This window comes from Streptomyces sp. NBC_00503 (genome assembly GCF_036346895.1).
Taxonomy (GTDB): Bacteria; Actinomycetota; Actinomycetes; order Streptomycetales; family Streptomycetaceae; genus Streptomyces.
The window spans coordinates 5347413-5372846 of record NZ_CP107855.1 but is presented as its reverse complement, the minus strand read 5'-3'; the positions used below and the strand labels follow the sequence as shown (position 1 = coordinate 5372846).

Genomic DNA, 25434 nt, shown 5'->3' with positions numbered 1-25434 from the left:
TGCGCGCCCTTGCGGCGGAACGGCCGCCTCCACTAGACCGTTGAGTGACCGATCACTCACACAGAGTCAAGGAGGCGGCCATGTCCGCACCCATGTCCGCGGACCGGTTCATCGGCGTCCTGCGGGGCGAGGGCCTCACCGTCGTCGAGGTCGGCGCCTGGCGCACCCACAACCGCAACCACAAGGGACCCTGGGGCCCGGTGAACGGGGTGATGATCCACCACACCGTCACCCACGGGACCGCGTACACCGTCCAGCTCTGCCGCGACGGCGACGAGGCCCTCCCGGGCCCGCTCTGCCACGGGGTCATCACCAAGGACGGCCGGGTCCACCTGGTCGGCTACGGCCGCGCCAACCACGCGGGCGCGGGCGACTCCGACGTACTGGCGGCGGTCGTCGCGGAGAAGCGCCTGCCACCGGACCGGCAGGCGGACACCGACGGCAACCGCCACTTCTACGGTTTCGAGTGCGAGAACCTCGGCGACGGCGAGGACCCCTGGCCGGCGGTCCAGCTCGACGCGATCGCCCGCGCGGCGGCTGCCCTGTGCCGGTTCCACGGCTGGACCGCCCGCTCGGTGATCGGCCACCTGGAGTGGCAGCCGGGCAAGATCGACCCGAAGGGCTTCACGATGGACTCGATGCGCGCCCGGATCGAGGAGCGCCTGAAGTGACCGGCCCGAACGGCGCGCGCCCGGCGCACTGACGTGCGACGGCGCGGGCGGGAGCGGCCCACAATGGACGCGTGGAACGTCCAATCGACCCCGACCTGATCCTGCGGCCCCGGCCGCCCTCCCCGCTGCGCGAGGTCCGTGACGAGCGCTTCGAACGGCACGGCGTACGGCTGCTGCTCAAGCGGGACGACCTGGTCCATCCGGAGCTGCCGGGCAACAAGTGGCGCAAGCTCGCGCCGAATCTGCGGGCGGCCGTCGCGGGCGGGTATCCGGGGCTGGTGACCTTCGGCGGGGCCTACTCCAACCACCTGCGGGCCACCGCCGCGGCGGGCCGGCTGCTGGGGATGGCGACCGTCGGGATCGTACGGGGCGACGAGCTGGCGCGGCGGCCGCTGAACGAGTCGCTGGCCCGGTGCGCGGCGGACGGCATGCGGCTGCACTTCGTGTCCCGGTCGGCCTACCGGGACAAGGCCGGGCTCCCGGCGGAGGCCGGTGCGGGCGACGCGTACGTGATCCCGGAGGGCGGCAGCAACGCCCTCGCGCTGACCGGCTGCGCCGAGCTGGGGCGCGAGCTGCGCGGCGGCTGCGACGTGGCCGCGGTCGCCTGCGGCACCGGGGGCACGCTGGCCGGGCTGGCGGCGGGCCTGGATGCCGGTCAGCGGGCGGTGGGCGTGCCGGTGGTCGGGGGCGGCTTCCTGGAGGCGGAGATACGTTCCCTCCAGACGGCGGCGTTCGGCGGTCCGGCGGGCGACTGGTCCCTGGCGGAGGGGTTCGCGCACGGCGGCTACGCCCGGGTCCCCGAAGCCCTGTCGGCCTTCGCCGCGGACTTCGGGGCCCGGCACGGGCTCCCGGTGGAGCGGATCTACGTGGCGAAGCTCCTCTGGGCGCTGCTCGCCCTGACCCGCGAGGGTGCGTTCCCCGAGGGCACCACGTTGGCGGCGGTCGTCACCGGGCGCCCGTGACCTGCTGAGGGAGGCGGGGCTACGCGGACTCCTCGCGGTAGGCCGCCGCCTCTTCCAGGTCCAGGCGGCGCAGCAGGACGCGCAGCATCTCGTCGTCGATGCGCCGCGCGTCCCGCAGGGAGACGAAGACCTCGCGTTCCGCCGCGATCATCTCCCCCGCCAGGCGGCGGTAGACGTCGTCCGCCGACTCCCCCGTCACCGGGTTGACCTCGCCCAGCCGTTCCCACACCGCGTTGCGCCTGCGCTCCAGGACCGTCCGCAGCCGGTCGGCCAGCGGTGGCGGGAGGGCGTTGGAGGGGGAGGCGAGGAGTTCCGTCAGGCGGTCGTCCGCCGCCCGCGAGGCCTCGCTCTGAGCCTGGGCCTCGGCCAGGGTCTCCGCCTGCGCGTCCCGGGCGGGCAGCCGCAGCAGCCGGATGAGCGGGGGCAGGGTCAGGCCCTGCACCACCAGCGTGCCGATCACCGTGGTGAAGGTCAGGAACAGGATCAGGTTCCGGTGCGGCACGCTGACCGGCACGGAGAAGGCGATCGCCAGCGAGACGACGCCGCGCATCCCGGCCCATCCGACGATGACCGGGGCCTTCCAGTTGGTCTCCGGTTCCCGCTCCCGGACCCGCCGCGAGAGCAGGCGCGGCAGGAAGGTCGCCGGGAAGACCCAGGCGAAGCGGGCCACCACCACGATCACGAAGACGGCCAGCGCGTACCCGGCCGCGGCCGTGCCCTCGTAGGGCCCCAACCCCTTGAGGACCACCGGCAGCTGGAGTCCGATCAGGGCGAAGACCACCGATTCGAGGATGAAGGCGACCATCTTCCAGACCGCCTCCTCCTGGAGCCTGGTCGCGAAGTCCACCTGCCAGGCCCGGTGCCCCAGGTACAGGGCGACGACCACCACCGCCAGGACCCCCGAGGCGTGCACCCGCTCGGCGGCCGCGTAGGCCACGAACGGGATCAGCAGCGACAGGGTGTTCTGCAGGAGCGGTTCGCGCAGCCGCTGGCGCATCACGTGGATCGGGACCATCAGCAGCAGGCCCACGCCCACCCCGCCCACCGAGGCCAGCAGGAACTCCGCGATCCCGCCCGCCCAGCCGGCGCTCGCCCCGATCGCCGCCGCCAGCGCCACCTTGTACGCGGTGATCGCGGTGGCGTCGTTGACCAGGGATTCCCCCTGGAGGATGGTCGTGATCCGGTTCGGCAGCCCGAGCTGGCGGGCGATGGCCGTCGCCGCGACCGCGTCGGGCGGGGCGATGACCGCGCCCAGCACCAGGGCCACCGGGAGCGACAGATCGGGCACCACCAGGTACGCGGCGTACCCGACGGCGAGCGTCGCGAAGAGCACGTAGCCCACCGAGAGCAGCGCCACGGGGCGCAGGTTGGCCCGCAGGTCCAGGTACGAGCTGTCCACCGCGGCCGTGTAGAGCAGCGGCGGGAGCAGCAGCGGCAGCACGATGTGCGGGTCCAGGCCGTACGCGGGCACGCCCGGGACGTACGCCGCGATCAGCCCGGCGGCCACCAGCATGAGCGGCGCGGGCACCGGGGTGCGGCGGGCCAGACCCGCCACGATCGCGCAGCCGGCGACCAGCGCCACCAGCGGCAATACCTCCATCGAAGATCATCCTCGCTTGATTCGCGTCATCCTCGGGCGCCCACACCTCAGTACGCTGGCCATCATGAGCGAGTGCACCCACGTTCCCGAACTGCCGCGCCCCGAGCCCGACCCCCTTGCCCCGACCTGCCCCGAATGTCTGGAGCTCGGCAGTCATCCCGTGCAGCTGCGGATGTGCCTGCAGTGCGGGTACGTCGCCTGCTGCGATTCCTCGCCGCACCGGCACGCCACGGCGCACCACCACGCGACCGGCCACCCCGTCATGCGGAGCTTCGAACCGGGCGAGACCTGGCGATGGTGTTTTGTCGACGGTTCGATCGTCTGAAGCGGGGTAGGTCAACCCTCCGCCGGTTCCCCTGATTTGGGCCCGCAGACCCCTAGCCACTGTGCGTACCCATGGGCTTACCATCAGTCACTGGTCGCAGGCATGGCCTTCCGGCCAGTCGTGTTCGACGGGGCCCTGCGCTCTCCAGCACGGGGTGCCGCGACACGATCGCCCGGATCGCGATAGCGTCACCGGCGAACAGAGCTCGTACCACCTTGGAGGTGAGGGTGTCCCAGATCGCAGGCGAGCCCGGGACCCAGGACTTCGTGGAAGTCCGGCTGCCCGCTGCGGGTGCCTACCTGTCGGTGCTGCGGACGGCCACGGCCGGCCTCGCGGCACGTTTGGACTTCACCCTCGACGAGATCGAGGACCTCCGCATCGCGGTGGACGAGGCCTGCGCGATCCTGCTCCAGCAGGCCGTGCCCGGCTCCGTCCTCAGCTGCGTCTTCCGGCTGGTGGATGATTCGCTGGAAGTGACCGTCTCCGCCCCGACCACCGACGGGCGGGCACCGGAGCGCGACACGTTCGCGTGGACGGTCCTCTCGGCCTTGGCCGGGAAGGTCGAGGCCACGGTCGAGGAGGACCGAACGGTGAGCATCAGCCTCTACAAACAGCGCGGCGCGGGACCAGGCCCGGCGTGAGCGGCGGGGAGGTCCCGGTGCGGGGCGGGGATCGGCCCCGGGTACGGCACGAGGTCGACGGCGGCATTCCGGAACAGCAGCACGCCCGGCCGCACCCGGCTGACACGGATGCGGAAGACGGCTTTTTGGACTCGGCGGAGCGACGGGCGGGCCCTGTGAGCGACAACCAGCACGACCAAACACTGCCGGTCCAGCCAGCGGGGGCCGCTGCCACGGCCCCCGGGGCCCCGGCCCGGGCCGCGGCTCCACCTGCCGCGGCTCCACCTGCTGCAGACCGGCCGGACGCACCGGAAGCCCTGCAGCCTCCGGTGTTCACGGCCCCGCTGCCGCTGCCGGATCCGCGCGACCGCAGTGGCGCGCGGGCCCTGTTCATCGAGCTGCGGGCGCTGCCCGACGGCTCGGTGGAGAAGGCCGAGCTGCGCAACCGGCTCGTACGGATGCACCTGCCGCTGGTCGAGCACCTGGCGCGGCGCTTCCGCAACCGCGGCGAGCCGCTGGACGACCTGACCCAGGTCGCCACCATCGGCCTGATCAAGTCGGTGGACCGCTTCGACCCGGACCGCGGGGTCGAGTTCTCCACGTACGCCACGCCCACGGTGGTCGGCGAGATCAAGCGCCACTTCCGCGACAAGGGCTGGGCGGTACGCGTCCCGAGGCGGCTCCAGGAGCTGCGGCTCTCGCTGACCACGGCGACGGCCGAACTGTCCCAGCAGCACGGCCGCTCCCCCACGGTCCACGAACTGGCCGAACGGCTGGGGATCTCCGAGGAGGAGGTCCTGGAGGGCCTCGAATCGGCCAATGCCTACAGCACGCTCTCGCTGGACGTCCCGGACACCGACGACGAGTCGCCGGCGGTCGCGGACACCCTGGGCTCGGAGGACGAGGCGCTCGAGGGCGTCGAGTACCGCGAGTCGCTCAAGCCGCTGCTGGAGGGGCTGCCGCCGCGGGAGAAGCGGATCCTGCTGCTGCGGTTCTTCGGCAACATGACCCAGTCGCAGATCGCGCAGGAGGTCGGCATCTCCCAGATGCACGTCTCCCGGCTGCTGGCCCGCACGCTGGCCCAGCTCCGCGAGAAGCTCCTCGTCGAGGAGTAGGAGCGAGGAGCGGGGCCACCGGCCCCGCTCACCCGTACGGCCCCGCGGGGGCCGGTGCGGCTATCGGGTCTGCTCTTCGGGCCCGATGCCCAGCGCCCCGGTCGCCGTCGGGTTCACCAGCAGCCCGATGACGGCCACCGCGGCCAGCGCCAGGGCCACGGCGGCGGCCTTCATCGCGCCGCCCGTGGTCCAAAGGGTCCAGGCCACCGGCAGGGACATCAGCTGGGTGATCAGCGCCGGGCCGCGGCTCCAGCGGCGGCCCAGGCGCAGCCCGCGCGCCGCGATCAGCGGCAGTGCGGCGAGGACGAGCAGGGTGATCCCGCCCGTCTCGGCCGTCGTGAAGGAATCGGAGTCGCCGCCGATGCCCACGTACAGCACGCGGACGCCGAGGCCGGCCAGGGCCAGGCCCTCCAGCGCGGTGAGCGCGGCGGCCGCGGTCAGCCTGCGGGGCAGGGAGGCGGGGACGGCGGGCGCGGCGGGGGTCGGCTTCGTACTCACCCCAGCAGGGTATCCGCGCGTCCCGCGCTCCCCGGAGGGACGGGCAGTATGGGACGTGTACGAACGGGTCGGTAGGCTGCGCTCATGCGTGCACTTCTCGTGGCCAACCCAGCAGCGACGACCACCAGTGCGCGCACGCGCGATGTCCTGACCCACGCCCTGGCCAGCGAGATGAAGCTGGAGGCGGTCACCACCGAGTACCGCGGGCACGCCCGGGACCTGGGGCGCAGGGCCGCCGAGACCGGAATCGACCTGGTCGTGGCCCTGGGCGGGGACGGCACAGTCAACGAGGTGGTCAACGGGCTGCTGCACGAGGGCCCCGATCCGGAGCGGCTGCCGGGCCTGGCCGTGGTCCCCGGCGGTTCCACCAATGTCTTCGCCCGTGCGCTCGGCCTGCCCAACGACGCGGTCGAGGCCACCGGCGCCCTGCTGGACGCGCTGCGGGAGCGGCGCGAGCGGACCGTGGGCCTGGGGCTGGCGGCGGGTACGCCGGGCACGGAGGACGAGTCGGTGCCGGCCCGCTGGTTCACCTTCTGCGCGGGCTTCGGCTTCGACGCGGGCGTCGTGGGTCGGGTCGAACAACAGCGCGAACGGGGCAAACGTTCGACGCACGCCCTCTACGTACGACAGCTGATGCGCCAATTCTGGGAAGAGCCCAACCGCCGGCACGGCTCGGTGACGCTGGAGCGCCCCGGCGCGGATCCCGTCACGGACCTGGTGCTGTCGATAGTGTGCAACACCTCACCCTGGACGTATCTGGGCAACCGGCCGCTCTACGCCTCCCCCGAAGCGTCGTTCGATACCGCACTTGACGTATTGGCACTGGACCGTTTGTCAACTCCGGCGGTCGCCCGGTACGCGACGCAGCTGCTGACCTCGACTCCTGAGCGCGGTCCGCACGGAAAGCATGCGGTGTCTCTGCACGATCTGACCGACTTCACCTTGCATTCCAAGGTGCCGCTTCCGTTCCAGATGGACGGAGACCACCTCGGACTGCGCACCAGCGTTCGGTTCACAGGCGTACGCCGGGCACTGCGTGTGATTGTGTGAGTGGAAGGGCCCAAAGTCCTTTCACTCGAACGTTTACACGCCGGTCCACCCCCACGAAGTAGGGCTGTGACCTAGTAGACACCGACGAATCAAAAAAAACTTTCCGGAAGGGGTTGTATCCCCGTCCGAGGTTTGCGAATCTCTACATGGCGATCGGGACAGCCCGCAGAACCCGGCACCCACACAGATCGCCAGAACCCCTCCACGAATCTCCGGCAGCCCAGGGCGAGTTTTTCCCCAAACTGGGCGGTCACCCTTCCCTCACGAAGGGATTCGTGAAAGCGTTCACATTCACAAGCAACCTGCCCGCAATACAAGGAGATGGAGCAGCCATGGACTGGCGTCACAACGCCGTTTGCCGCGAGGAAGACCCGGAACTCTTCTTCCCCATCGGCAACACCGGTCCTGCGCTGCTGCAGATCGAGGAAGCCAAGGCCGTCTGCCGCCGTTGCCCCGTCATGGAGCAGTGCCTGCAGTGGGCGCTTGAGTCCGGCCAGGACTCCGGTGTCTGGGGCGGTCTCAGCGAGGACGAGCGCCGCGCAATGAAGCGCCGCGCCGCTCGCAACCGGGCGCGCAACGCCAGCGCCTGATATCGACTTTCGAGCCTCGAGCCGCAGCGCGTAGTACCCCTGATAAGCGCTCAGCAACGTGCTCTTGAGCCCCGGACCGAAAACCATTCGGTCCGGGGCTCAGTGCTGTCCGGGGCCCACCACTTCACTCCGAGTGACGGAGCCGCTGCTCCGGCCCGGCGGTGCGCCGCCTACTTCTGCGAGATCACCGGTATGTCGAGGACGACCTTGGTGCCGCGCGGCTCGGCCGCAACCATGTCGAAGCTGCCGCCGAGCTCGCCCTCCACGAGGGTCCGTACGATCTGCAGCCCGAGGTTGCCGGCCCGCTTGGGGTCGAACCCCTCGGGCAGACCGCAGCCGTCGTCGATCACCGAAATCAGCAGCCGGGCATCGCTGCGGCTCCCCGAGCGGGTCGCCGACACCTCCACGGTGCCGCCCTCCCCCTGGGTGAAGGCGTGTTCCAGGGCGTTCTGCAGGATCTCCGTGAGCACCATCGCCAGCGGAGTGGCGACCTCCGCGTCCAGGATTCCGAAGCGTCCGATGCGCCGGCAGTCGACCTTGCCCGGGGAGATCTCGGCGACCATCGCGATCACGCGGTCGGCGATCTCGTCGAACTCGACCCGCTCGTCCAGGTTCTGAGACAGCGTCTCGTGCACGATCGCGATCGAACCGACGCGGCGGACCGCCTCGTTCAGCGCCTCGCGCCCCTGCGGGGAATCCATCCGCCGGGCCTGGAGGCGCAAGAGCGCGGCCACGGTCTGGAGGTTGTTCTTCACCCGGTGGTGGATCTCCCGGATGGTCGCATCTTTAGTGATCAATTCACGTTCGCGACGGCGCAGTTCCGTGACGTCGCGGCACAGGACGAGGGAACCGATCCGGGTCCCCTTGGGCTTGAGCGGAATGGCCCGCAGCTGGATGACCCCGCCGTTGCCCTCGGCCTCGGTCTCGCGCGGGGCCCAGCCGCTGGCGAGCTTGACCAGGGCCTCGTCCACCGGGCCGCGCGAGGGGGCCAGTTCGGAGGTGATGTTGCCCAGGTGCTGGCCGACCAGGTCGGAGGCGAGGCCGAGCCGGTGGTAGGCGGAGAGCGCGTTCGGGGACGCGTAGGTCACCACGCCGTCGGCGTCGAGCCGTATCAGGCCGTCCCCGACCCGCGGGGAGGCGTCCATGTCCACCTGCTGGCCCGGGAACGGGAAGGAGCCCGCCGCGATCATCTGGGCCAGGTCGGAGGCGGACTGGAGGTAGGTGAGCTCCAGCCGGCTGGGTGTACGCACAGTGAGCAGATTGGTGTTGCGGGCGATGACGCCCAACACCCGGCCCTCCCGGCGCACGGGGATCGACTCGACGCGGACCGGCACCTCCTCGCGCCACTCCGGGTCCCCCTCGCGCACGATGCGGCCCTCGTCGAGCGCGGCGTCGAGCAGCGGACGGCGGCCGCGCGGGACCAGGTGGCCGACCATGTCGTCCTGGTACGAGGTGGGGCCGGTGTTCGGGCGCATCTGCGCGACCGAGACGTACCGGGCGCCGTCGAGGGTCGGGACCCACAGCACGAGGTCGGCGAAGGAGAGGTCGGAGAGCAGCTGCCACTCCGAGACCAGCAGGTGGAGCCACTCCAGGTCGGTTTCACTGAGAGCGGTGTGCTGGCGTACGAGGTCGTTCATGGAGGGCACGTGGCGAGCGTACCCCGGGTATGGGCCATGACTTTCCGCAGCGCGATACCGCGGAGTATCCAGGAGCCCCGGGTTCCGCGTAGGGTTGGAGGAAGTGACGGGAAACAGGGTCCGGTCATTGGATGGACAGAACAGATTGGTCTAGTCCACAATTGCTTCATACTTCCGCCCTCCCCGCACAGGAGGACGGATCGAGGTAAGCCGCGCGCTCTGCCCTGACCGCGCGGGACCTCCCCACAGGCCGCCGGGAACCGCACACCCGTCGGTCGCAAGTACTCCGGGCTACGGTGCCGGGCGGGCTGAGGGTCCCACCCGGCACCGTGCCCAGAGGAATGACTGCGCATGAGGAATGACCGCGCAGCGACTGCGGAGCGACCGCGCGATGACCGCCGGGCGACCCCGCACTCCCCCGGCCCCTATCGCGGCCAGGCGAGCATCGCCAGTTCCGCCACCGCCTCCAGCTCCTCCCGGCCCGCCCCGTCGCGCGACTGCTGGGACATCCCCTGCAGCACGGCTCCGGCATAGCGGGCCAGCGCCCGCGCGTCCGTGGCCTCCGGCAGGGCGCCCGTGGCCATGTCGGCCCGGATCCGGGTCTCGAACATCACCAGGTTGGCCTCGCGCCGTTCGCGCAGCGCCTGCGCCACCTCCTTCGAGGTGGTGTTCACGGCCGCGCTGATCACCATGCAGCCCGGCGGGTGCGCCGGGTCGGTGTAGACCTCGGCCGCCTCGTGCAGGATGCGGCCCAGGGCCGCGCGGGCGGTGGGCTCCTCGGCGAGCGCCACGGCCGCGAAGTCCCCGTACCGGCCGCCGTAGACCACCACGACCTCGTCGAAGAGCTTGCGCTTGTCGCCGAAGGCCGCGTAGAGGCTCGGCGCGCCGATGCCGAGCGCGGCGGTCAGGTCGGAGATCGACGTGGCCTCGTAGCCGTTCTCCCAGAAGGCGAACATCGCCTTGTCCAGGGCCGCGTCGCGGTCGAAGGAGCGGGGCCTGCCGCGCTGTCCGGTCACCATGAACTCATTCTATAGCGCTCGCTATGAAATCTGGTACGGTCATCGAGTTCTGTATCGATCGCTACCGAATGGGGGGTTCGCCATGGGCGTGCTCAAGGGGAAGACGGCACTGGTCACGGGCGGCAGCCGGGGCATCGGCCGGGCCGTCGCGGAGCGCCTGGCCCGGGACGGCGCACTGGTCGCGGTGGCCTACGGGCGCAACGCCGCGGCGGCCGAGGAGACCGTGAAGGCCGTCGAGGCGGCCGGCGGGCGGGCCTTCGCGATCGGGGCCGAGCTCGCCGTCCCGGGCGGCGCACAGGCGCTGTGGGAGGCGTACGCGGCCCATCCGCTGGCCACGGAAGGGGTGGACATCCTGGTGAACAACGCGGGCGGGGCCACCTTCGCCGGGATCGACTCGACGGACGAGGAGACCTACGACCGGACGCACGCGCTCAACGCGAAGGCGCCCTTCTTCGTGATCCAGCACGGCCTGGCGCGACTGCGGGACGGCGGCCGGATCGTGAACGTGACCGGCACCCCCGACATCGCCCTGCCCGCGATCCTCGCCACGATCATGGCCAAGGGCGCGGTGAACGCACTGACGGTGTCCCTGGCCGCCGAACTCGCCCCCCGGGACATCACGGTGAACTCGGTGGGCCCCGGCATCGTCGAAACCGATCTCAACGCGGGCTGGCTCGCCGACCCGGCGGCCCGCGCGCACGCCGCCTCCCGCTCCGTCTTCGACCGGCTCGGCACCCCGGAGGAGGTCGCGGACGTGGTCGCCTTCCTCGCCTCCCCCGACTCCCGCTGGGTCACGGGCCAGCACCTCGCCGTGACGGGCGGGCTCCAGCTCTCGCTGCTCTAGGGCCCGCCGCGGGCCCGGCTCCCGGGAGGCCGGGAGCCGGGATCCGGACCACCATGGGAGTGTGCGAAGACAGGCCGCGGAGGGCCTCTCTCTGCTAGATTGGTCTATACCACAACGTCACACTCCAGATCGGCAGGCCCCGCGTGGAAGTTGTCATCGTCCCGGACGCCAAAGCAGGCGGCGAGCTCATCGCGGAGGCCATGGCCGCCCTGGTCCGCCGCAAGCCCGAGGCCCTGCTCGGCGTGGCGACCGGCTCTACCCCGCTGCCCATCTACGAGGCGCTGGCCGCCCAGGTCAAGGCCGGCAAGGTCGACGCCTCGAAGGCCCGCATCTGCCAGCTCGACGAGTACGTCGGCCTGCCCGCCGGCCACCCCGAGTCCTACCGCGCCGTGGTGCTGCGCGAGGTCGTCGAGCCGCTGGGCCTGTCCGAGGCCTCCTTCATCGGCCCCGACGGCAGCGCCGCCGACATCGTCGGCGCGTGCGACGCGTACGACAGGGCGCTCGCCGAGGCCGGCGGCGTCGACCTCCAGCTGCTGGGCATCGGCACCGACGGGCACATCGGCTTCAACGAGCCCTGCTCCTCGCTCGCCTCGCGCACCCGCATCAAGACGCTGACGGAGCAGACCCGCGTGGACAACGCGCGCTTCTTCGACAACGACATAGAGCAGGTGCCCCACCACGTCATCACCCAGGGCATCGGCACCATCCTCGACGCCCGCCACCTGGTCCTGCTGGCCACCGGCGAGGGCAAGGCCGAGGCCGTGGCGCAGACCGTCGAGGGCCCGCTGTCCGCCCTGGTCCCGGCCTCCGCGCTCCAGCTGCACCGCCACGCCACGGTCGTGGTGGACGAGGCCGCCGCGTCCAAGCTCAAGCTCGCGGACTACTTCCGCCACACGTACGCCAACAAGCCCGCCTGGCAGGGCCTGTAGCCGCACCGGGTACGCGAGAAGGGCCGGGCTTCCCCAGTGGGAGCCCGGCCCTTCTTCTGTGCCGGCGTCAGCCAAATCCAGCCCCGCCGGCGTTTGAGGCGCGGGGTCCGGGGCAGCGCCCCGGCAGCCGGCCCGCAGGGGCCCTACACCCCCGCGATCACCTCAGCGGCAGCCTTGCCGCAGACCCGGGCAGCCCCATGCGTCGCGATGTACAGCGCACCCCGCGGCGCAGCCCTCGGCAGGCCCATCTCAACCACGATCGTCTGGGGTCGCACCGCGACCAGCGCGTCCAGGGCCTCGGTCATCCAGGGGTGGCGGTGCGCGTCGCGGACCACCGCGACGACGGTGCGGTTGCCCGCGGCCGCCAGGATGTCGGCGGCCGAGGAGCCCTCGGGGTACACGCCCGACTCGGTGCCCGGGATCAGCGCGGCCAGTTCCCCGGCCACTCCCCACGGGGTCTCGTCGCCCACGGCGACGTTCGCGACGGGCGCGAGCGTGGCCACGTACGGGGCGTTCACCGGGGAGGCGGCAGCGGGCGAGCCCGAGACCGTCACCGCGCGGCGTGCCGCGGCCAGGCCGATGCCGGGCGCGCTCCCCTCCTGGTGCGCGCCCGGCGCGGCGAGGGCGGCGCGCGAGCGCCGGGTCCATTCGGCCAGGGACCGCACCCGTGCGGCTGCCTCGGCGAGCCGCTCCTCGGGGAGCGAGCCCTCGCGCACGGCCGCGACCAGGGCGTCGCGCAGGCGCAGGACGGTCTCCTCGTCGGCGAGCCCGCCTCCGACACAGATCGCGTCGGCGCCGGCCGCGATGGCCAGCACCGAGCCGCGCTCGATGCCGTACGTCCCGGCGATGGCGTTCATCTCCATGCCGTCGGTGACGATCAGGCCCTCGTAGCCCAGTTCCTTGCGCAGCAGACCGGTCAGGATCTGCGGGCTCAGGGTGGCCGGGCGGGTCGGGTCCAGGGCGGGCACGAGGATGTGCGCACTCATGACGGCCAGCGTGCCGGCCTCGATGGCCGCCCGGAACGGTACGAGTTCGCGCGCGGCCAGGGTCTCGAGGTCCACGTCGATGCGGGGCAGCGCGTGGTGCGAGTCGACGTTGGTGTCGCCGTGGCCGGGGAAGTGCTTGGTGCAGGCGGCGACGCCGGCGGCCTGGAGGCCTTCGACGTAGGCGGCGGTGTGCCGGGCCGCGAGCTGGGTGTCGGCGCCGAAGGAGCGTACGCCGATGACCGGGTTGTCCGGATTGGAGTTGACGTCCGCGGACGGGGCCCAGTTGAGGTTGACCCCGCACTCGGCGAGGCGGCGGCCGAGTTCGCGGGCGACGTCTCGGGTCAGGTCGGTGTCGTCCACGGCGCCGAGCGCCAGGTTCCCGGGGAAGGAGGAGCCGCCCCGGACCTCCAGGCGGGTGACGTCGCCGCCCTCCTCGTCGATGGCGACGAGGACGTCGTCCCGCTCGCGCCGCAGCTGCGCGGTGAGCGCGGCGAGCTGGTCGGGCGAGGCGATGTTGCGGCCGAAGAGGCCGACGGCGGTGAGCCCTTCGGAGACCCGGCGCAGCACCCAGGCGGGGGCGGTGGTGCCCTCGAAGCCGGGCTGGAGCACCGCGAGGGCGTCGCGGGTGAGCGTATCGGTGCGGTGCGCAAGGACAGTCATGGGCCGTTATCCCTTCACGGCGCCGGCGGTGAGGCCCGCGGCCATCTTGCGCTGGACGATGAGGAAGAGGACGACGATCGGGATCGCCATCATGGTGGAGCCCGCCATCATCGGGGCGAACTCGGTGCCGTTCTTGGTGGTGAAGTTGCCGAGCCAGACGGTGGCCGTCTGGTTCTGCTGGCTCATCAGCATCAGGGCGTAGAGGTACTCGTTCCACGCCTGGATGAAGCCGTAGACGGAGGTGGCGACCATGCCCGGGGCGAGCAGCGGGAAGACCACCCGCAGGAAGGCGCCGGTCGGGGTGCAGCCGTCGACCTGGGCGGCTTCTTCCAGTTCCTTGGGGATGTTGACGATGAACCCGCGCAGCGTCCACACCGTGAAGGGCAGGATGAAGGTCAGGTACGTGATGATCAGGCCGGTGAGCTTGTCGTACTGACCGAGGTCGTTCAGCAGCAGGAAGACCGGGATGATCATCGCGACGAGCGGGATCATCTGGACGGCGAGGATGCCGACGATCACGATCTTGCGACCACGGAAGGCGAAGCGGGAGATGGCCAGGGCGGCCAGCATGCCGACGGCGATTCCGATGGTGACCACCACCAGCGACACGATCATGCTGCGTCCGACGGGGCCCCAGAAGTCCGAGATCTGCAGCGCGCGCCGGAAGTTGTCCAGCGTGAAGGTGCGCGGGAAGAAGTGGGGGTTCGGGTCGATCGCGTCCTTGGCCGGTTTGAAGGCCGTGTTGAGCATCCAGTAGACCGGGAAGCCCATGACGGCGAAGACCAGGAGTCCGATGGCGTTCCAGCCGAGCTTGGACTTCCTCAGCAGCCCGCTCCGCCGGCGGCGTGCGGCGGGAGGGGTCGCGGTGGACGTGGTGGTGATCGTCATTCCACCTCTCCGATCTTGAGCATCTGGCGCATGTAGACGGCGACGACTCCGAGCAGCAGCAGGACGGTCACCAGGGCGATCGCGGAGCCGCCCGAGTAGTCGTTGACCACGAAGGCCTGCTGGTACGAGTACGTCGTCAGCAGCTGGAACTCTGCTTCGGGGTTGCCGTTTCGCATGACGAAGACCTGCGGGAAGACACCCATGTCCCAGATCACCGAGAGGGTCGTCAGCATGACGATGATCGGCTTCAGGATGGGGAGGGTGACGTGCCGGAAGACTCCCCAGGCGCCGGCGCCGTCGAGGCGCGCGGCCTCTTCCAGCTCCTTGGGCACCTGGGTCAGACCGGCGCTGAGGGTGATGACCACGAAGGGCACCGCACCCCAGACCACGAGGAGCATGATCACCACGAGGCCCTGGGGGCCACTGGCGAACCAGTTGTGGCCGATCATGTCCACGCCGGGGAGCTGGCTCAGCAGGTAGTTGAGGACACCGTAGCCGGAGTCGAAGAGCCACTTGAAGACGGCCGTGGCGACGATGATCGGCATGCCCCAGCTCGCCACGAGGGCGATGCTGATGAGCGCCTTGACCAGGCCCGAGACCTTCTGCAGCAGCAGTGCGATGAGCATGCCGATGACCATGGTCAGGATGACGGCGCCGGCCGCGAAGACCACGGTGCGCAGGACGACGGTCCAGAAGACCCCGTCCCCGAGGATCTTCGTGAAGTTGTCCAGGCCCACGAACTCGGCGTCCTTGAACCCCCAGAGTTCCTTCTTGCCGAAGCTCTGGAAGGAGAGGGTCACGAGTCTGTAGAGCGGGTACCCCATGATGAGGGCGATGATCAGCATGCACGGAGCCAGCAGCAGCCAGGGGGTCGCGCCCGAACCCTTGCGGGCGGGCTTGCCCGGCTTGCCCTTGCTCCCCGTACCGGCTCCGGCGGAAGTCTTCTTCGCCGGCGGCAGGTCGGCGGTGGTTGTCTGTGCGGCACTCATCGCGCGCTCCTCGGGAGTCCCTCTCTTGACGGGCAGCGGGGCCCCGCCGATCCGGCGGGGCCCCGCTTACTCAGGTCACTTGGTGTTGATGACCTTGTCGATCTCGGCGTCAGCGGCCTTGGCCGCGTCCGCCACCGACTTCTTGCCGGTGCCGATCTCCTGGAGCATGGTCTGGAGGACCTTGCCCTTCTCGATCTGGCCCCAGCCCACGGCGGTGGGGACGAACCAGGAGGACTCGGCCGCCGTGGCGGAGACCGTGGTCTTCGGGTCGGCCTTCAGCGGAGCGAGGTCCGTCTTGTTGTTCGGCAGGTTGCCCTTGCCGATCAGGCCCTTCTGACCCTGCGCACCGGTGAAGACGTTGATCCACTCGGCCGCGACGTCCTTGGCCTTGGACTTGGACGGAACCGCCAGGTCCGAGCCGCCGAGGAAGACGGGGAGGTTCTTGCCGTTCGGACCGGGCTGGACGAAGTTCTCCAGCTTGTCCTTCAGGCCGCCGACCTTGTCGCTCTTCGGGTCGGCCGCGGTGGCGCCTTCCCAGCCGGCGGCGAAGATCGCGGCGGAGTTGCCCTGGCCGAAGACGACCGGACGGTCGGACTCGTCCTTGGTCTTGTCCGCGTGCATGTACTTGTCGAGGAGGTCCTTGTACTGCGTCAGACCCTTCAGCGACTCGGGGGAGGACAGGTTGCCCTTCCACTTGTCGCCGTCCTTCTTGGCGATCGAGCCGCCGGCGTCGTAGACGTAGGACATCGCGGCGTACCAGTCCGGGGAGGGCTGGTAGAGCGCGCTGAACTTGTCGCCCTTCGCGGCCTGGATCTTGTCCAGGGCGGAGGTGTACTCGGCCCAGGTCTTCGGGGCGGCGGTGACGCCGACCTCGGCGGCGATGTCCTTGCGCCAGGTGCCGACACGGCCACCGGCGTAGTAGGGGACGCCGTAGGTCTTGCCCTCGTAGGTGACCGACTGCTTGAGGGCGTCCAGCCAGGTCGCCGAGTTCTCGAACTTCGAGGCGTCGAGCTCGGAGAAGGCTCCGGTCGACATGTAGCCGATCATCTCGGAGTTGCCCATTTCGACAACGTCCGGGGCCTTGTCCGTGGCGAGGACCGCGTCCAGCTTGGCGTTCTTGTCCGGCCAGCCGTAGTACTCGTGCTTGATGGTGATGCCGGGGTGCTTGGCGACGATCGCGTCGTCGGCCGCCTTCACCAGCTCCGGCCAGTTGTTCTGGGCGTCGACCGTCAGCCAGACGGTGAGCTCCTTGGCGTCGGAGGCCTTGTCGGCGGTCCCGCCCTTGCTGTCAGACCCACCACACGCCGCGAGGCCGATAACCATGCCCGCGACTCCGACTGCCGCAATGAGCTTGCGCTTCACGCCACCCTCCTCAGGGATGCTGCCTGCAACTTCCCTTGCCCGCCGCGGTGACTCAAAAGCACCAAGTACTGCCCGTGGGGCCGGGATCTGATCCATATTGGTGTAGACCAGTAACGGGAGCTTGGCCTAGACCTTTAGGGGTGTCAAGGGTCTAATGAGCGGGTGCTCGGTCCGTTATCGGACCGACACCTGGGGGAGGGAGGAGGCCTGTCCTCCCGCCCGTGTCACGATGTGACCGCACATATCGGAGGAGCCGGTGACGGCAACGAAACTGGAGTCGGGAAGGCGGGCGGCGATGGCCACCGAAGGGGCGACCACGGAGCCGGATGGCGGGGCGGCCACCCGTACGGCGCGCGTGCCCAAGTACTACCGACTCAAGCGGCACTTGCTCGACATGACCGAGACGCTGCCGCCGGGCACGCCGGTACCGCCCGAGCGCACGCTCGCGGCCGAATTCGACACCTCGCGGACCACGGTCCGACAGGCACTCCAGGAGCTCGTCGTCGAAGGACGACTGGAACGGATTCAGGGCAAGGGCACCTTCGTCGCCAAGCCGAAGGTCTCCCAGCCCCTCCAACTCTCGTCCTACACCGAGGACATGAGGGCCCAGGGCCTGGAACCCACGTCCCAGCTCCTGGACATCGGCTACGTGACGGCCGACGACACCCTGGCCGGCCTGCTCAAGATCGCCACGGGGGGCCGGGTCCTGCGCATCGAGCGGCTCCGGCTGGCGAGCGGCGAGCCGATGGCCATCGAGACCACCCATCTCTCGGCCAAGCGCTTCCCCGCACTGCGCCGCTCGCTGGTCAAGTACACCTCCCTCTACACCGCCCTCGCCGAGGTGTACGACGTGCGCCTCGCCGAGGCCGAGGAGACCATCGAGACCTCGCTGGCCACTCCGCGGGAGGCCGGACTGCTCGGCACGGACGTCGGACTGCCGATGCTGATGCTTTCCCGCCATTCGCTCGACGCCGACGGGGAGCCCGTCGAATGGGTGCGTTCGGTCTACCGCGGCGATCGTTACAAGTTCGTCGCCCGACTCCAGCGCCCCGCGGTCTGATTCGTAGTTGACTCTCGTTCCGCTATGCGGACGGGGGGTTACGTCCACCGGGCGGTCCCCCGTAGATTCCCTGCGCTTACGCAGATGATCAACGAGGGGACCAGGGATCATGCCTGAACCGGAAGCAACGGAAACAGAACGGAACGCGGCGAGTCCGGGCACCACGCCGGGCTCGCCTTCGCCGTCACAGGGGCCCGAGGGCGCCACGGGGGCACTGGGGCGCATGTCTCCCCGGTCCGTGGCCCTGTGGGTGCTCGTAGGGCTCGTCGGCGCCGTCGGCTGGGGCGTGCTGGCGCTCTCCCGCGGCGAGGAGATCTCGGCCGCGTGGCTGCTCGCCGCCGCGCTGGGCTCGTACGCGATCGGCTACCGCTTCTACGCGCGCTTCATCGCGGACCGCGTCCTGAAGGTGGACAGGACCCGCGCCACCCCCGCCGAACGCCTCGACAACGGTGTCGACTTCCACCCGACCGACCGACGGGTGCTTTTCGGCCATCACTTCGCCGCCGTCGCCGGCGCCGGCCCGCTGGTGGGCCCCGTACTCGCCTCCCAGATGGGCTACCTGCCCGGCACCATCTGGATCGTGGCGGGCGTGATCTTCGCGGGCGCCGTCCAGGACATGGTCACGCTCTTCTTCTCCACCCGGCGCAACGGCCGTTCGCTCGGCCAGATGGCCCGGGACGAGATCGGCCCCGTCGGCGGCGCCGCCGCACTGGTCGCCGTGTTCGCCATCATGATCATCCTGCTGGCGGTGCTGGCACTGGTCATCGTCAACGCCCTGGCGCACTCCCCGTGGGGCGTCTTCTCCATCGGCATGACCATCCCGATCGCCCTCTTCATGGGCTTCTACCTGCGCGTCCTGCGCCCGGGCCGGGTCACCGAGGTCTCCGTCGTCGGCGTCGCACTGCTGCTGCTCGCCATCGTCGCGGGCGGCTGGGTCGCGGAGTCCTCGCTGGCGGACACCTTCACCCTGGAGAAGGAGACGCTGGTCATCTGGATGATCGCGTACGGGTTCGTGGCCTCCGTACTGCCCGTGTGGATGCTGCTCGCCCCGCGCGACTACCTCTCCACCTTCATGAAGGTGGGCACCATCGGCCTGCTGGCCGTGGGCGTGGTCGTCTCGATGCCGGTACTGAAGATGCCCGCGGTCACCGACTTCGCCTCGCGCGGCGACGGCCCGGTGTTCGCCGGCTCGATGTTCCCCTTCGTCTTCATCACCATCGCCTGCGGGGCCCTGTCCGGGTTCCACTCGCTGGTCTCCTCCGGCACCACCCCGAAGATGATCCAGAAGGAGACCCAGGTCAAGGTCATCGGCTACGGCGCGATGCTGACCGAGTCCTTCGTCGCCGTCATGGCGATCATCGCGGCCTGCATCATCGATCCGGGCCTGTACTTCGCCGTCAACTCCCCCGCCGGAGTCGTCGGCGCCACCGTCCAGACCGCCTCTCAGGCGGTGACCCACTTCGGGTTCGCCATCTCCCCCGACGCCCTCGCGCAGGCCGCGAAGGACGTGGAGGAGGCCAGCCTGCTGTCCCGTACGGGCGGCGCACCGACCTTCGCACTCGGAATGTCGGAGATCTTCTCCACCGTGGTCGGCGGCTCCTCGATGAAGGCCTTCTGGTACCACTTCGCCATCATGTTCGAGGCCCTGTTCATCCTGACCACGGTCGACGCGGGCACCCGCGTGGGCCGGTTCATGCTCCAGGACACCCTCGGCAACGTGCACAAGTCCTTCAAGGACATCAGCTGGAAGCCCGGCGTCTGGCTCGCCAGCGCGGTCGTCGTCGGCGGCTGGGGCTACTTCCTGTGGGTCGGCGTCAAGGACCCGCTGGGCGGCATCAACCAGCTCTTCCCGCTGTTCGGAATCGCGAACCAGCTGCTCGCGGCGGTCGCCCTGGCCGTCTGCACCACGCTGCTGGTCAAGTCGGGCCGGCTCAAGTGGGCCTGGGTGACGGGCGTTCCGCTGGCGTGGGACGTGGCAGTCACCCTCACCGCCAGCTACCAGAAGATCTTCTCCGACAACGCGAAGATCGGCTTCTTCGCGCAGCGGGACCTCTACCAGGACGGCATCGACGCCGGCAAGATCCTCAAGCCCGCCAAGAACATGGACGAGATGCACACCGTGGTCACCAACGCCACGGTGGACGGGGTCCTCTCGGTGCTCTTCGCACTGCTGATCATCATCGTCCTGCTCGACGCCGCCCGGACCTGCATCAACGCCGTCCGCAAGCCGGAGTCCGTCACCCTGGCCGAGACCCCGTGGGAGGAGTCCCGGATCATCGCCCCGGCCGGGCTGATCCCGACCGCCGAGGAACGCGCGGAGCTCGCCGCCGCCGGACTCGACTCGGGCGGGGGCCGCGTGAAGGAACCGGTCGCGTGACGGGCCTTCGCCACGCGCTGGGCCGGGCCCGGTACTTCGTACGGGAGTTCTCGGGCGAGGCGGCGTACGACCGCTACGTGGCTCACGCCCGCACGCACGACCCGGAGGCGGAGGTTCCGACCCGCCGCGAATTCGAGCGCGCCCGCACGGACGCGCGCGAGGCGGACCCCCGCGAGGGCTTCCGCTGCTGCTGAACGGCACCTGGAAGGGCCCCGCCGAGTTCCATCGGTGGGGCCCTTCGAAATGCTCAGCGCACCCAGTCCTTGAGAGGCTCGGTCTGGAGGGTGATGCCGACGGGGTCGGGCAACTCGACGTCCTTGCCGTACGGAACGGTGCGGACCGTCTCGTACCGCCGCCCCGCCGGCTCGCTGTAGACGGAGATCTCGCACTTGGCCCGGTCGACCAGCAGATACAGCGGGATGCCTGTCTCCGCGTAGGCGCGCGGCTTTTCGACGTGGTCCCGCCGGTGGGTGTCAGAGTCCCAGGAAGTCACCTCGACGACCATGAGAATCGAATCCGGGTCGACCCAGTCCCCCTGCCCGACGAATGCCTCGGAGGGTGCGAGCGCCGCATCCGGGATCGCCCTGCCTGCCCGGTACTCCTGCGCTTTGATCCCCTGCCCGGGGTGCAGCCAGAGCTCGGGCCGATGCTGCATGCAGATCCGGGTGAGCCACTGGATGATCATCTGGTGGTCGCCGTCCGGCATGGCCTTGCTCCTGATCACCCCGTCGATGAACTCCAACCGTGTGCCCACTCGCTCGCGAGCCGCTATGCGCGCGACGGCCTCGAAGTCCTCGGTCAGCATGTGGGGCCTGTCGGTCATCACGGTCATGCCTCGCTCACCTTCATCGACGGTGCTGCCTCCGACGATAGCGCCGGGCACCGACACCCGTATTGCACACTCGACCGCATGGACATCGTCATCAGGGCGGCAACGGCCGCCGAATACGAAGAGCTGGGCGAGCTCACCGCACAGGCCTACCTCGGCGACGACCTGCTGGACTTCGCCGAGGACGACCCCTACCTGGACCGGCTGCGCGACGTCGCCGGCCGGGCCGCCGACGCCGAAGTGATCGTCGCGGAGTACGAGGGCACGCTGCTCGGCAATGTGACCTTCGCCCCTCCCGGCAGCCCCCTCGCCCAGATCGCCGGCCCCCACGAGGCGGAGTTCCGGATGCTGGCCGTCTCCCCCGAGGCCCGCGGCCGGGGCGCCGGCGAGGCCCTGGTGCGCGCCTGCATGGCCCGCGCCCGGGAGCTGGAGGGCGTGACCCACCTGGCGCTGTCGACCACGGAGAAGATGCTGGGGGCACACCGGATCTACCACCGGCTGGGCTTCGTCCGGACCCCGGAGCGCGACTGGTACCCGGTCCCCGGCCTTCCCCTGCTCACCTACCGCGTCGAGCTGTAACGGCGCGCCACCACCGACGAGCGACACAACATGTGGGGGCTACCGCAAGCGGTGGCCCCCACATGTATGCTCGACCTCGCTGTCGTCGCAGGGGAATCCGGTGAGAATCCGGAACTGTCCCGCAACGGTATGAAATGCCCGGACCTGGTCGAACCTGGTCGGAGGGCATCCACAAGTCCGAGGACCTGTCGACAGTGCGCCCGGATCGACCGACCCGGGTGCCGATTCGTCCGGGCCTCGCGGTTGGGCCGGTGGACGTCACGTGGCGTATGCGTGCCCTGCCAGGCCCGCACTCCCCCGCGTGCGCCCCCTCGCGCCCCGCACCAGCGGTGTTCCCGGAGCCGAGCGAGGGAGAGCTCCCCCCGTGACCATCGCGCCTTCCGCACCGCGCGCCGAGTCCGACCCGTCCGCCTACGAGGGTCCGGGGGCCGCGCTGTTGCGCACGCTCACCGAGCTGACCGCCGATCTGCCCGACACCGACCCCGGCCGGGTCGCCGCCGCCGCCCTGCGCGGCCGCAGCGCCGCCGCCGACGAGGCGGAGCTGCGCACGCTCGCCACCGAGGCGGCCGCCGGCCTGATCTCCGAGGACCCGGCGTACTCCCGGCTCGCCGCCCGCCTGCTGACGCTCGCCGTCCGCGACGAGGCCGCCGGCCAGGGCTCCCTCTCGTTCTCCGGCTCCGTCGAGGTGGGCCACCGCGAGGGCCTGATCGCCGACCGCACCGCAGACTTCGTACGGCTCCACGCGAACCGCCTCGACGCGCTGGTCGAGCACGCGCTCACCGAGGGCGCCGACGACCGCTTCGGCTTCTTCGGCCTGCGCACCCTGCACAGCCGCTACCTGCTGCGCCACCCGATCACCCGCCAGGTCATCGAGACCCCGCAGTTCTTCATGCTGCGCGTGGCCTGCGGCCTCGCCGAGAACGAGAGCATCGCGGCCGTCGAGGAAGTCGCCTCCCTCTACCGGCTGATGAGCCGCCTGGACTACCTGCCGTCCTCCCCCACGCTCTTCAACTCCGGCACCCGGCACCCGCAGATGTCCTCCTGCTACCTGCTGGACTCCCCGCTGGACGAGCTCGACTCCATCTACGACCGCTACCACCAGGTCGCCCGCCTCTCCAAGCACGCCGGCGGCATCGGCCTGTCCTACTCGCGCATCCGCGCCCGCGGCTCCCTGATCCGCGGCACCAACGGCCACTCCAACGGCATCGTGCCGTTCCTCAAGACGCTGGACGCCTCCGTCGCCGCTGTGAACCAGGGCGGCCGCCGCAAGGGCGCCGCGGCCGTCTACCTGGAGACCTGGCACGCCGACATCGAGGAGTTCCTGGAGCTCCGTGACAACACCGGCGAGGACCAGCGCCGCACCCACAACCTCAACCTGGCCCACTGGGTGCCGGACGAGTTCATGCGCCGCGTGAACGCCGACGCCGACTGGTCGCTGTTCTCCCCGGCCGACGTCCCCGACCTCGTCGACCTGTGGGGCGACGAGTTCGACGCCGCCTACCGCAAGGCCGAGGCCGGCGGCCTGGCCCGCAAGACCATCCCCGCCCGCGACCTGTACGGCCGGATGATGCGCACCCTCGCGCAGACCGGCCAGGGCTGGATGACCTTCAAGGACGCCTCCAACCGCACGGCCAACCAGACCGCGGAGCCGGGCACCGTCGTCCACTCCTCGAACCTGTGCACCGAGATCATCGAGGTCACCAACGACGGCGAGACCGCCGTCTGCAACCTCGGCTCGGTCAACCTCGGCGCCTTCGTGCTCGCCGAGACCGGCGACATCGACTGGGAGCGCCTGGACGAGACCGTCCGCACGGCGGTCACCTTCCTCGACCGCGTCGTGGACATCAACTTCTACCCGACCGAGCAGGCCGGCCGCTCCAACGCCCGCTGGCGCCCGGTGGGCCTGGGCGCGATGGGCCTCCAGGACGTCTTCTTCCAGCTGAAGCTGCCCTTCGACTCCGCCGAGGCGAAGGCCCTGTCCACCAAGCTCTCCGAGCGCATCATGCTCGCCGCGTACGAGGCCTCGTGCGACCTGGCCGAGCGCAGCGGCCCGCTCCCCGCCTGGGAGCAGACCCGTACCGCCCGCGGGGTCCTGCACCCCGACCACTACGACGTCGAGCTGAACTGGCCGGAGCGCTGGGACGCGCTGCGCGCCCGGGTCGCGAAGTCCGGGATGCGCAACTCCCTGCTCCTGGCCATCGCCCCGACGGCCACCATCGCCTCCATCGCGGGCGTGTACGAGTGCATCGAGCCGCAGGTCTCCAACCTCTTCAAGCGCGAGACGCTGAGCGGGGAGTTCCTCCAGGTCAACGGCTACCTGGTGCAGGAGCTCAAGCGGCTCGGCGTCTGGGACGCCCAGACCCGCGAGGCGCTGCGCGACGCCTCCGGCTCGGTCCAGGGCTTCGGCTGGATCCCGGCCGAGGTGCGCAACCTCTACCGCACGGCGTGGGAGATCCCGCAGCGCGGCCTGATCGACATGGCGGCCGCGCGCACCCCCTTCCTCGACCAGTCGCAGTCGCTGAACCTGTTCCTGGAGACGCCCACCATCGGCAAGCTGTCGTCGATGTACGCGTACGCCTGGAAGCAGGGCCTGAAGACCACGTACTACCTGCGCTCGCGCCCGGCGACGAAGATCGCCCGCGCCGCACAGGCCACCACCCCGGTGGCGCTCCCGCAGCCGGTCAACAACCAGCCGGTCAACGCCGACGCAGCCGCCCAGGCCGCCGCCGAGGCCGCCGCCGCGGAAGCGCTCGCCTGCTCCCTTGAAAACCCCGAGTCCTGCGAGGCCTGCCAGTAATGAGCTCCACCGCCGTGACGTCCTCACCGAAGAAGAACCTCCTGGACCCGGGCTTCGAGCTCACCCTCCGCCCCATGCGCTACCCGGACTTCTACGAGCGCTACCGGGACGCGATCAAGAACACCTGGACCGTGGAGGAGGTCGACCTCCACTCGGACGTGGCCGACCTCGCCAAGCTCACGCCCGGCGAGCAGCACATGATCGGACGCCTCGTCGCCTTCTTCGCGACGGGCGACTCGATCGTCTCGAACAACCTCGTGCTGACCCTGTACAAGCACATCAACTCCCCGGAGGCGCGCCTGTACCTGTCGCGCCAGCTCTTCGAGGAGGCCGTGCACGTCCAGTTCTACCTGACGCTGCTCGACACCTACCTGCCCGACCCGGACGACCGCGCGGCCGCCTTCGACGCGGTCGAGGAGATCCCCTCGATCCGCGAGAAGGCCCAGTTCTGCTTCAAGTGGATCAACGAGGTCGAGAAGCTGGAGCGACTGGAGACCAAGGCCGACCGCCGCCGCTTCCTGCTGAACCTGATCTGCTTCGCGGCGTGCATCGAAGGCCTGTTCTTCTACGGGGCGTTCGCGTACGTCTACTGGTTCCGCTCGCGCGGCCTGCTGCACGGCCTGGCCACGGGTACGAACTGGGTCTTCCGGGACGAAACGATGCACATGAACTTCGCATTCGAGGTCGTGGACACGGTCCGCAAGGAGGAGCCCGAGCTCTTCGACGACGAACTCCAGCAGCAGGTCGTGGACATGCTCAAGGAGGCCGTCGAGGCGGAGCTCCAGTTCGGCCGCGACCTGTGCGGTGACGGCCTGCCGGGCATGAACACCGAGTCGATGCGCGAGTACCTGGAGTGCGTCGCGGACCAGCGCCTGGTCCGCCTCGGCTTCGCGCCGATCTACGGATCGCAGAACCCGTTCTCCTTCATGGAGCTCCAGGGCGTCCAGGAACTGACCAACTTCTTCGAGCGCCGCCCGTCGGCCTACCAGGTCGCGGTGGAAGGCACCGTCGACCTGGACGAGGACTTCTAAGTCCCGCCGGGCAGCA

At 70.3% G+C, this 25434-nt stretch carries 24 protein-coding genes and 1 riboswitch; of the genes, 15 read left to right on the top strand and 9 right to left on the bottom strand.

Annotation, left to right across the window (positions count from 1 at the left end; genetic code table 11):
- Window positions 1-80 precede the first annotated feature (80 nt).
- Entirely contained in the window at window positions 81-671 is a 591-nt protein-coding gene (locus tag OG490_RS25050; protein ID WP_330298522.1) for an N-acetylmuramoyl-L-alanine amidase, read from the top strand.
- Window positions 672-742: 71 nt separating this feature from the next.
- Window positions 743-1633, top strand: a complete 891-nt coding sequence (locus OG490_RS25045; RefSeq protein ID WP_330298521.1) for a 1-aminocyclopropane-1-carboxylate deaminase/D-cysteine desulfhydrase — start codon at window positions 743-745, stop codon at window positions 1631-1633.
- Window positions 1634-1652: 19 nt separating this feature from the next.
- On the opposite strand, the gene OG490_RS25040 is transcribed toward OG490_RS25045, so the two are convergent.
- Window positions 1653-3233: a Na+/H+ antiporter gene (locus OG490_RS25040; protein WP_330298520.1), complete on the bottom strand. Its 1581-nt coding sequence runs from the start codon at window positions 3231-3233 to the stop codon at window positions 1653-1655.
- A 64-nt stretch (window positions 3234-3297) separates the two neighbouring features.
- Here OG490_RS25040 and OG490_RS25035 point away from each other — a divergent pair, with 64 nt between their 5' ends.
- From OG490_RS25035 to OG490_RS25025, 3 genes are all read left to right on the top strand, one after another.
- Complete coding sequence (locus OG490_RS25035; RefSeq protein ID WP_330298519.1) at window positions 3298-3558, top strand: UBP-type zinc finger domain-containing protein; 261 nt, start codon at window positions 3298-3300, stop codon at window positions 3556-3558.
- Between the two features lie 227 nt (window positions 3559-3785).
- Window positions 3786-4199 carry an anti-sigma regulatory factor gene (locus OG490_RS25030; protein ID WP_053676432.1) on the top strand — a complete coding sequence of 138 codons (414 nt, stop codon included), beginning with the start codon at window positions 3786-3788 and terminating at the stop codon, window positions 4197-4199.
- The gene (locus tag OG490_RS25025; RefSeq protein ID WP_330298518.1) at window positions 4196-5293 is read left to right on the top strand and encodes an RNA polymerase sigma factor SigF; all 1098 of its coding nucleotides are present in this window, start codon (window positions 4196-4198) and stop codon (window positions 5291-5293) included. The genes OG490_RS25030 and OG490_RS25025 overlap by 4 nt, the downstream gene beginning before the upstream one ends.
- Before the next feature lie 60 nt (window positions 5294-5353).
- Here OG490_RS25025 and OG490_RS25020 read toward each other — a convergent pair whose 3' ends face one another.
- Complete coding sequence (locus OG490_RS25020; RefSeq protein WP_330298517.1) at window positions 5354-5791, bottom strand: hypothetical protein; 438 nt, start codon at window positions 5789-5791, stop codon at window positions 5354-5356.
- 84 nt (window positions 5792-5875) lie between these two features.
- Between OG490_RS25020 and OG490_RS25015 the strand changes: the two genes are divergently transcribed.
- Together OG490_RS25015 and OG490_RS25010 are read left to right on the top strand one after the other, a co-directional pair.
- Window positions 5876-6841: a diacylglycerol/lipid kinase family protein gene (locus OG490_RS25015; protein ID WP_330298516.1), complete on the top strand. Its 966-nt coding sequence runs from the start codon at window positions 5876-5878 to the stop codon at window positions 6839-6841.
- Between the two features lie 332 nt (window positions 6842-7173).
- A complete protein-coding gene (locus OG490_RS25010; protein WP_003953983.1) occupies window positions 7174-7431 on the top strand; it encodes a WhiB family transcriptional regulator in 258 nt (85 codons plus the stop codon).
- Window positions 7432-7601: 170 nt separating this feature from the next.
- On the opposite strand, the gene OG490_RS25005 is transcribed toward OG490_RS25010, so the two are convergent.
- The gene (locus OG490_RS25005) at window positions 7602-9068 is read right to left on the bottom strand and encodes a sensor histidine kinase (protein WP_330301057.1); all 1467 of its coding nucleotides are present in this window, start codon (window positions 9066-9068) and stop codon (window positions 7602-7604) included.
- 425 nt (window positions 9069-9493) lie between these two features.
- Window positions 9494-10087 (bottom strand): TetR/AcrR family transcriptional regulator, encoded by a 594-nt coding sequence (locus OG490_RS25000; RefSeq protein ID WP_330298515.1) that lies wholly within the window; start codon window positions 10085-10087, stop codon window positions 9494-9496.
- A gap of 82 nt (window positions 10088-10169) precedes the next feature.
- On the opposite strand from OG490_RS25000, the gene OG490_RS24995 reads away from it, so the two are divergent.
- Together OG490_RS24995 and nagB are read left to right on the top strand one after the other, a co-directional pair.
- Window positions 10170-10931 (top strand): SDR family oxidoreductase, encoded by a 762-nt coding sequence (locus OG490_RS24995; RefSeq protein ID WP_330298514.1) that lies wholly within the window; start codon window positions 10170-10172, stop codon window positions 10929-10931.
- A gap of 143 nt (window positions 10932-11074) precedes the next feature.
- Window positions 11075-11860 (top strand): glucosamine-6-phosphate deaminase, encoded by a 786-nt coding sequence (nagB, locus tag OG490_RS24990; protein WP_330298513.1) that lies wholly within the window; start codon window positions 11075-11077, stop codon window positions 11858-11860.
- 143 nt (window positions 11861-12003) lie between these two features.
- On the opposite strand, the gene OG490_RS24985 is transcribed toward nagB, so the two are convergent.
- The 4 genes from OG490_RS24985 to OG490_RS24970 all read right to left on the bottom strand — a co-directional run bounded on the left by OG490_RS24985 (window position 12004) and on the right by OG490_RS24970 (window position 16745).
- Complete coding sequence (locus OG490_RS24985) at window positions 12004-13506, bottom strand: glycoside hydrolase family 3 protein (RefSeq protein WP_330298512.1); 1503 nt, start codon at window positions 13504-13506, stop codon at window positions 12004-12006.
- A gap of 6 nt (window positions 13507-13512) precedes the next feature.
- Window positions 13513-14394 carry a carbohydrate ABC transporter permease gene (locus OG490_RS24980; RefSeq protein ID WP_330298511.1) on the bottom strand — a complete coding sequence of 294 codons (882 nt, stop codon included), beginning with the start codon at window positions 14392-14394 and terminating at the stop codon, window positions 13513-13515.
- The gene (locus tag OG490_RS24975; protein ID WP_330298510.1) at window positions 14391-15383 is read right to left on the bottom strand and encodes a carbohydrate ABC transporter permease; all 993 of its coding nucleotides are present in this window, start codon (window positions 15381-15383) and stop codon (window positions 14391-14393) included. Before OG490_RS24975 ends, OG490_RS24980 begins: the two co-directional genes overlap by 4 nt.
- 75 nt (window positions 15384-15458) lie before the next feature.
- Entirely contained in the window at window positions 15459-16745 is a 1287-nt protein-coding gene (locus OG490_RS24970) for an extracellular solute-binding protein (RefSeq protein WP_330298509.1), read from the bottom strand.
- Between the two features lie 295 nt (window positions 16746-17040).
- Between OG490_RS24970 and OG490_RS24965 the strand changes: the two genes are divergently transcribed.
- The 3 genes from OG490_RS24965 to OG490_RS24955 all read left to right on the top strand — a co-directional run bounded on the left by OG490_RS24965 (window position 17041) and on the right by OG490_RS24955 (window position 20376).
- Window positions 17041-17805: a GntR family transcriptional regulator gene (locus OG490_RS24965; protein ID WP_328304082.1), complete on the top strand. Its 765-nt coding sequence runs from the start codon at window positions 17041-17043 to the stop codon at window positions 17803-17805.
- A gap of 223 nt (window positions 17806-18028) precedes the next feature.
- Window positions 18029-20182, top strand: coding sequence for a carbon starvation CstA family protein (locus OG490_RS24960; RefSeq protein ID WP_330298508.1), 2154 nt, complete (start codon window positions 18029-18031; stop codon window positions 20180-20182).
- Complete coding sequence (locus tag OG490_RS24955) at window positions 20179-20376, top strand: YbdD/YjiX family protein (protein ID WP_330298507.1); 198 nt, start codon at window positions 20179-20181, stop codon at window positions 20374-20376. Before OG490_RS24960 ends, OG490_RS24955 begins: the two co-directional genes overlap by 4 nt.
- Window positions 20377-20429: 53 nt before the next feature.
- On the opposite strand, the gene OG490_RS24950 is transcribed toward OG490_RS24955, so the two are convergent.
- Window positions 20430-21014 (bottom strand): Uma2 family endonuclease, encoded by a 585-nt coding sequence (locus OG490_RS24950; RefSeq protein ID WP_330298506.1) that lies wholly within the window; start codon window positions 21012-21014, stop codon window positions 20430-20432.
- Window positions 21015-21092: 78 nt separating this feature from the next.
- Here OG490_RS24950 and OG490_RS24945 point away from each other — a divergent pair, with 78 nt between their 5' ends.
- The 3 genes from OG490_RS24945 to OG490_RS24935 all read left to right on the top strand — a co-directional run bounded on the left by OG490_RS24945 (window position 21093) and on the right by OG490_RS24935 (window position 25418).
- Window positions 21093-21590 carry a GNAT family N-acetyltransferase gene (locus OG490_RS24945; protein WP_330298505.1) on the top strand — a complete coding sequence of 166 codons (498 nt, stop codon included), beginning with the start codon at window positions 21093-21095 and terminating at the stop codon, window positions 21588-21590.
- A gap of 66 nt (window positions 21591-21656) precedes the next feature.
- Window positions 21657-21797, top strand: a riboswitch (cobalamin riboswitch).
- A 157-nt stretch (window positions 21798-21954) separates the two neighbouring features.
- Window positions 21955-24387, top strand: a complete 2433-nt coding sequence (locus OG490_RS24940; protein ID WP_330298504.1) for a ribonucleoside-diphosphate reductase subunit alpha — start codon at window positions 21955-21957, stop codon at window positions 24385-24387.
- Window positions 24388-24461: 74 nt separating this feature from the next.
- Window positions 24462-25418 carry a ribonucleotide-diphosphate reductase subunit beta gene (locus tag OG490_RS24935; RefSeq protein ID WP_330301056.1) on the top strand — a complete coding sequence of 319 codons (957 nt, stop codon included), beginning with the start codon at window positions 24462-24464 and terminating at the stop codon, window positions 25416-25418.
- Window positions 25419-25434: the final 16 nt, after the last annotated feature.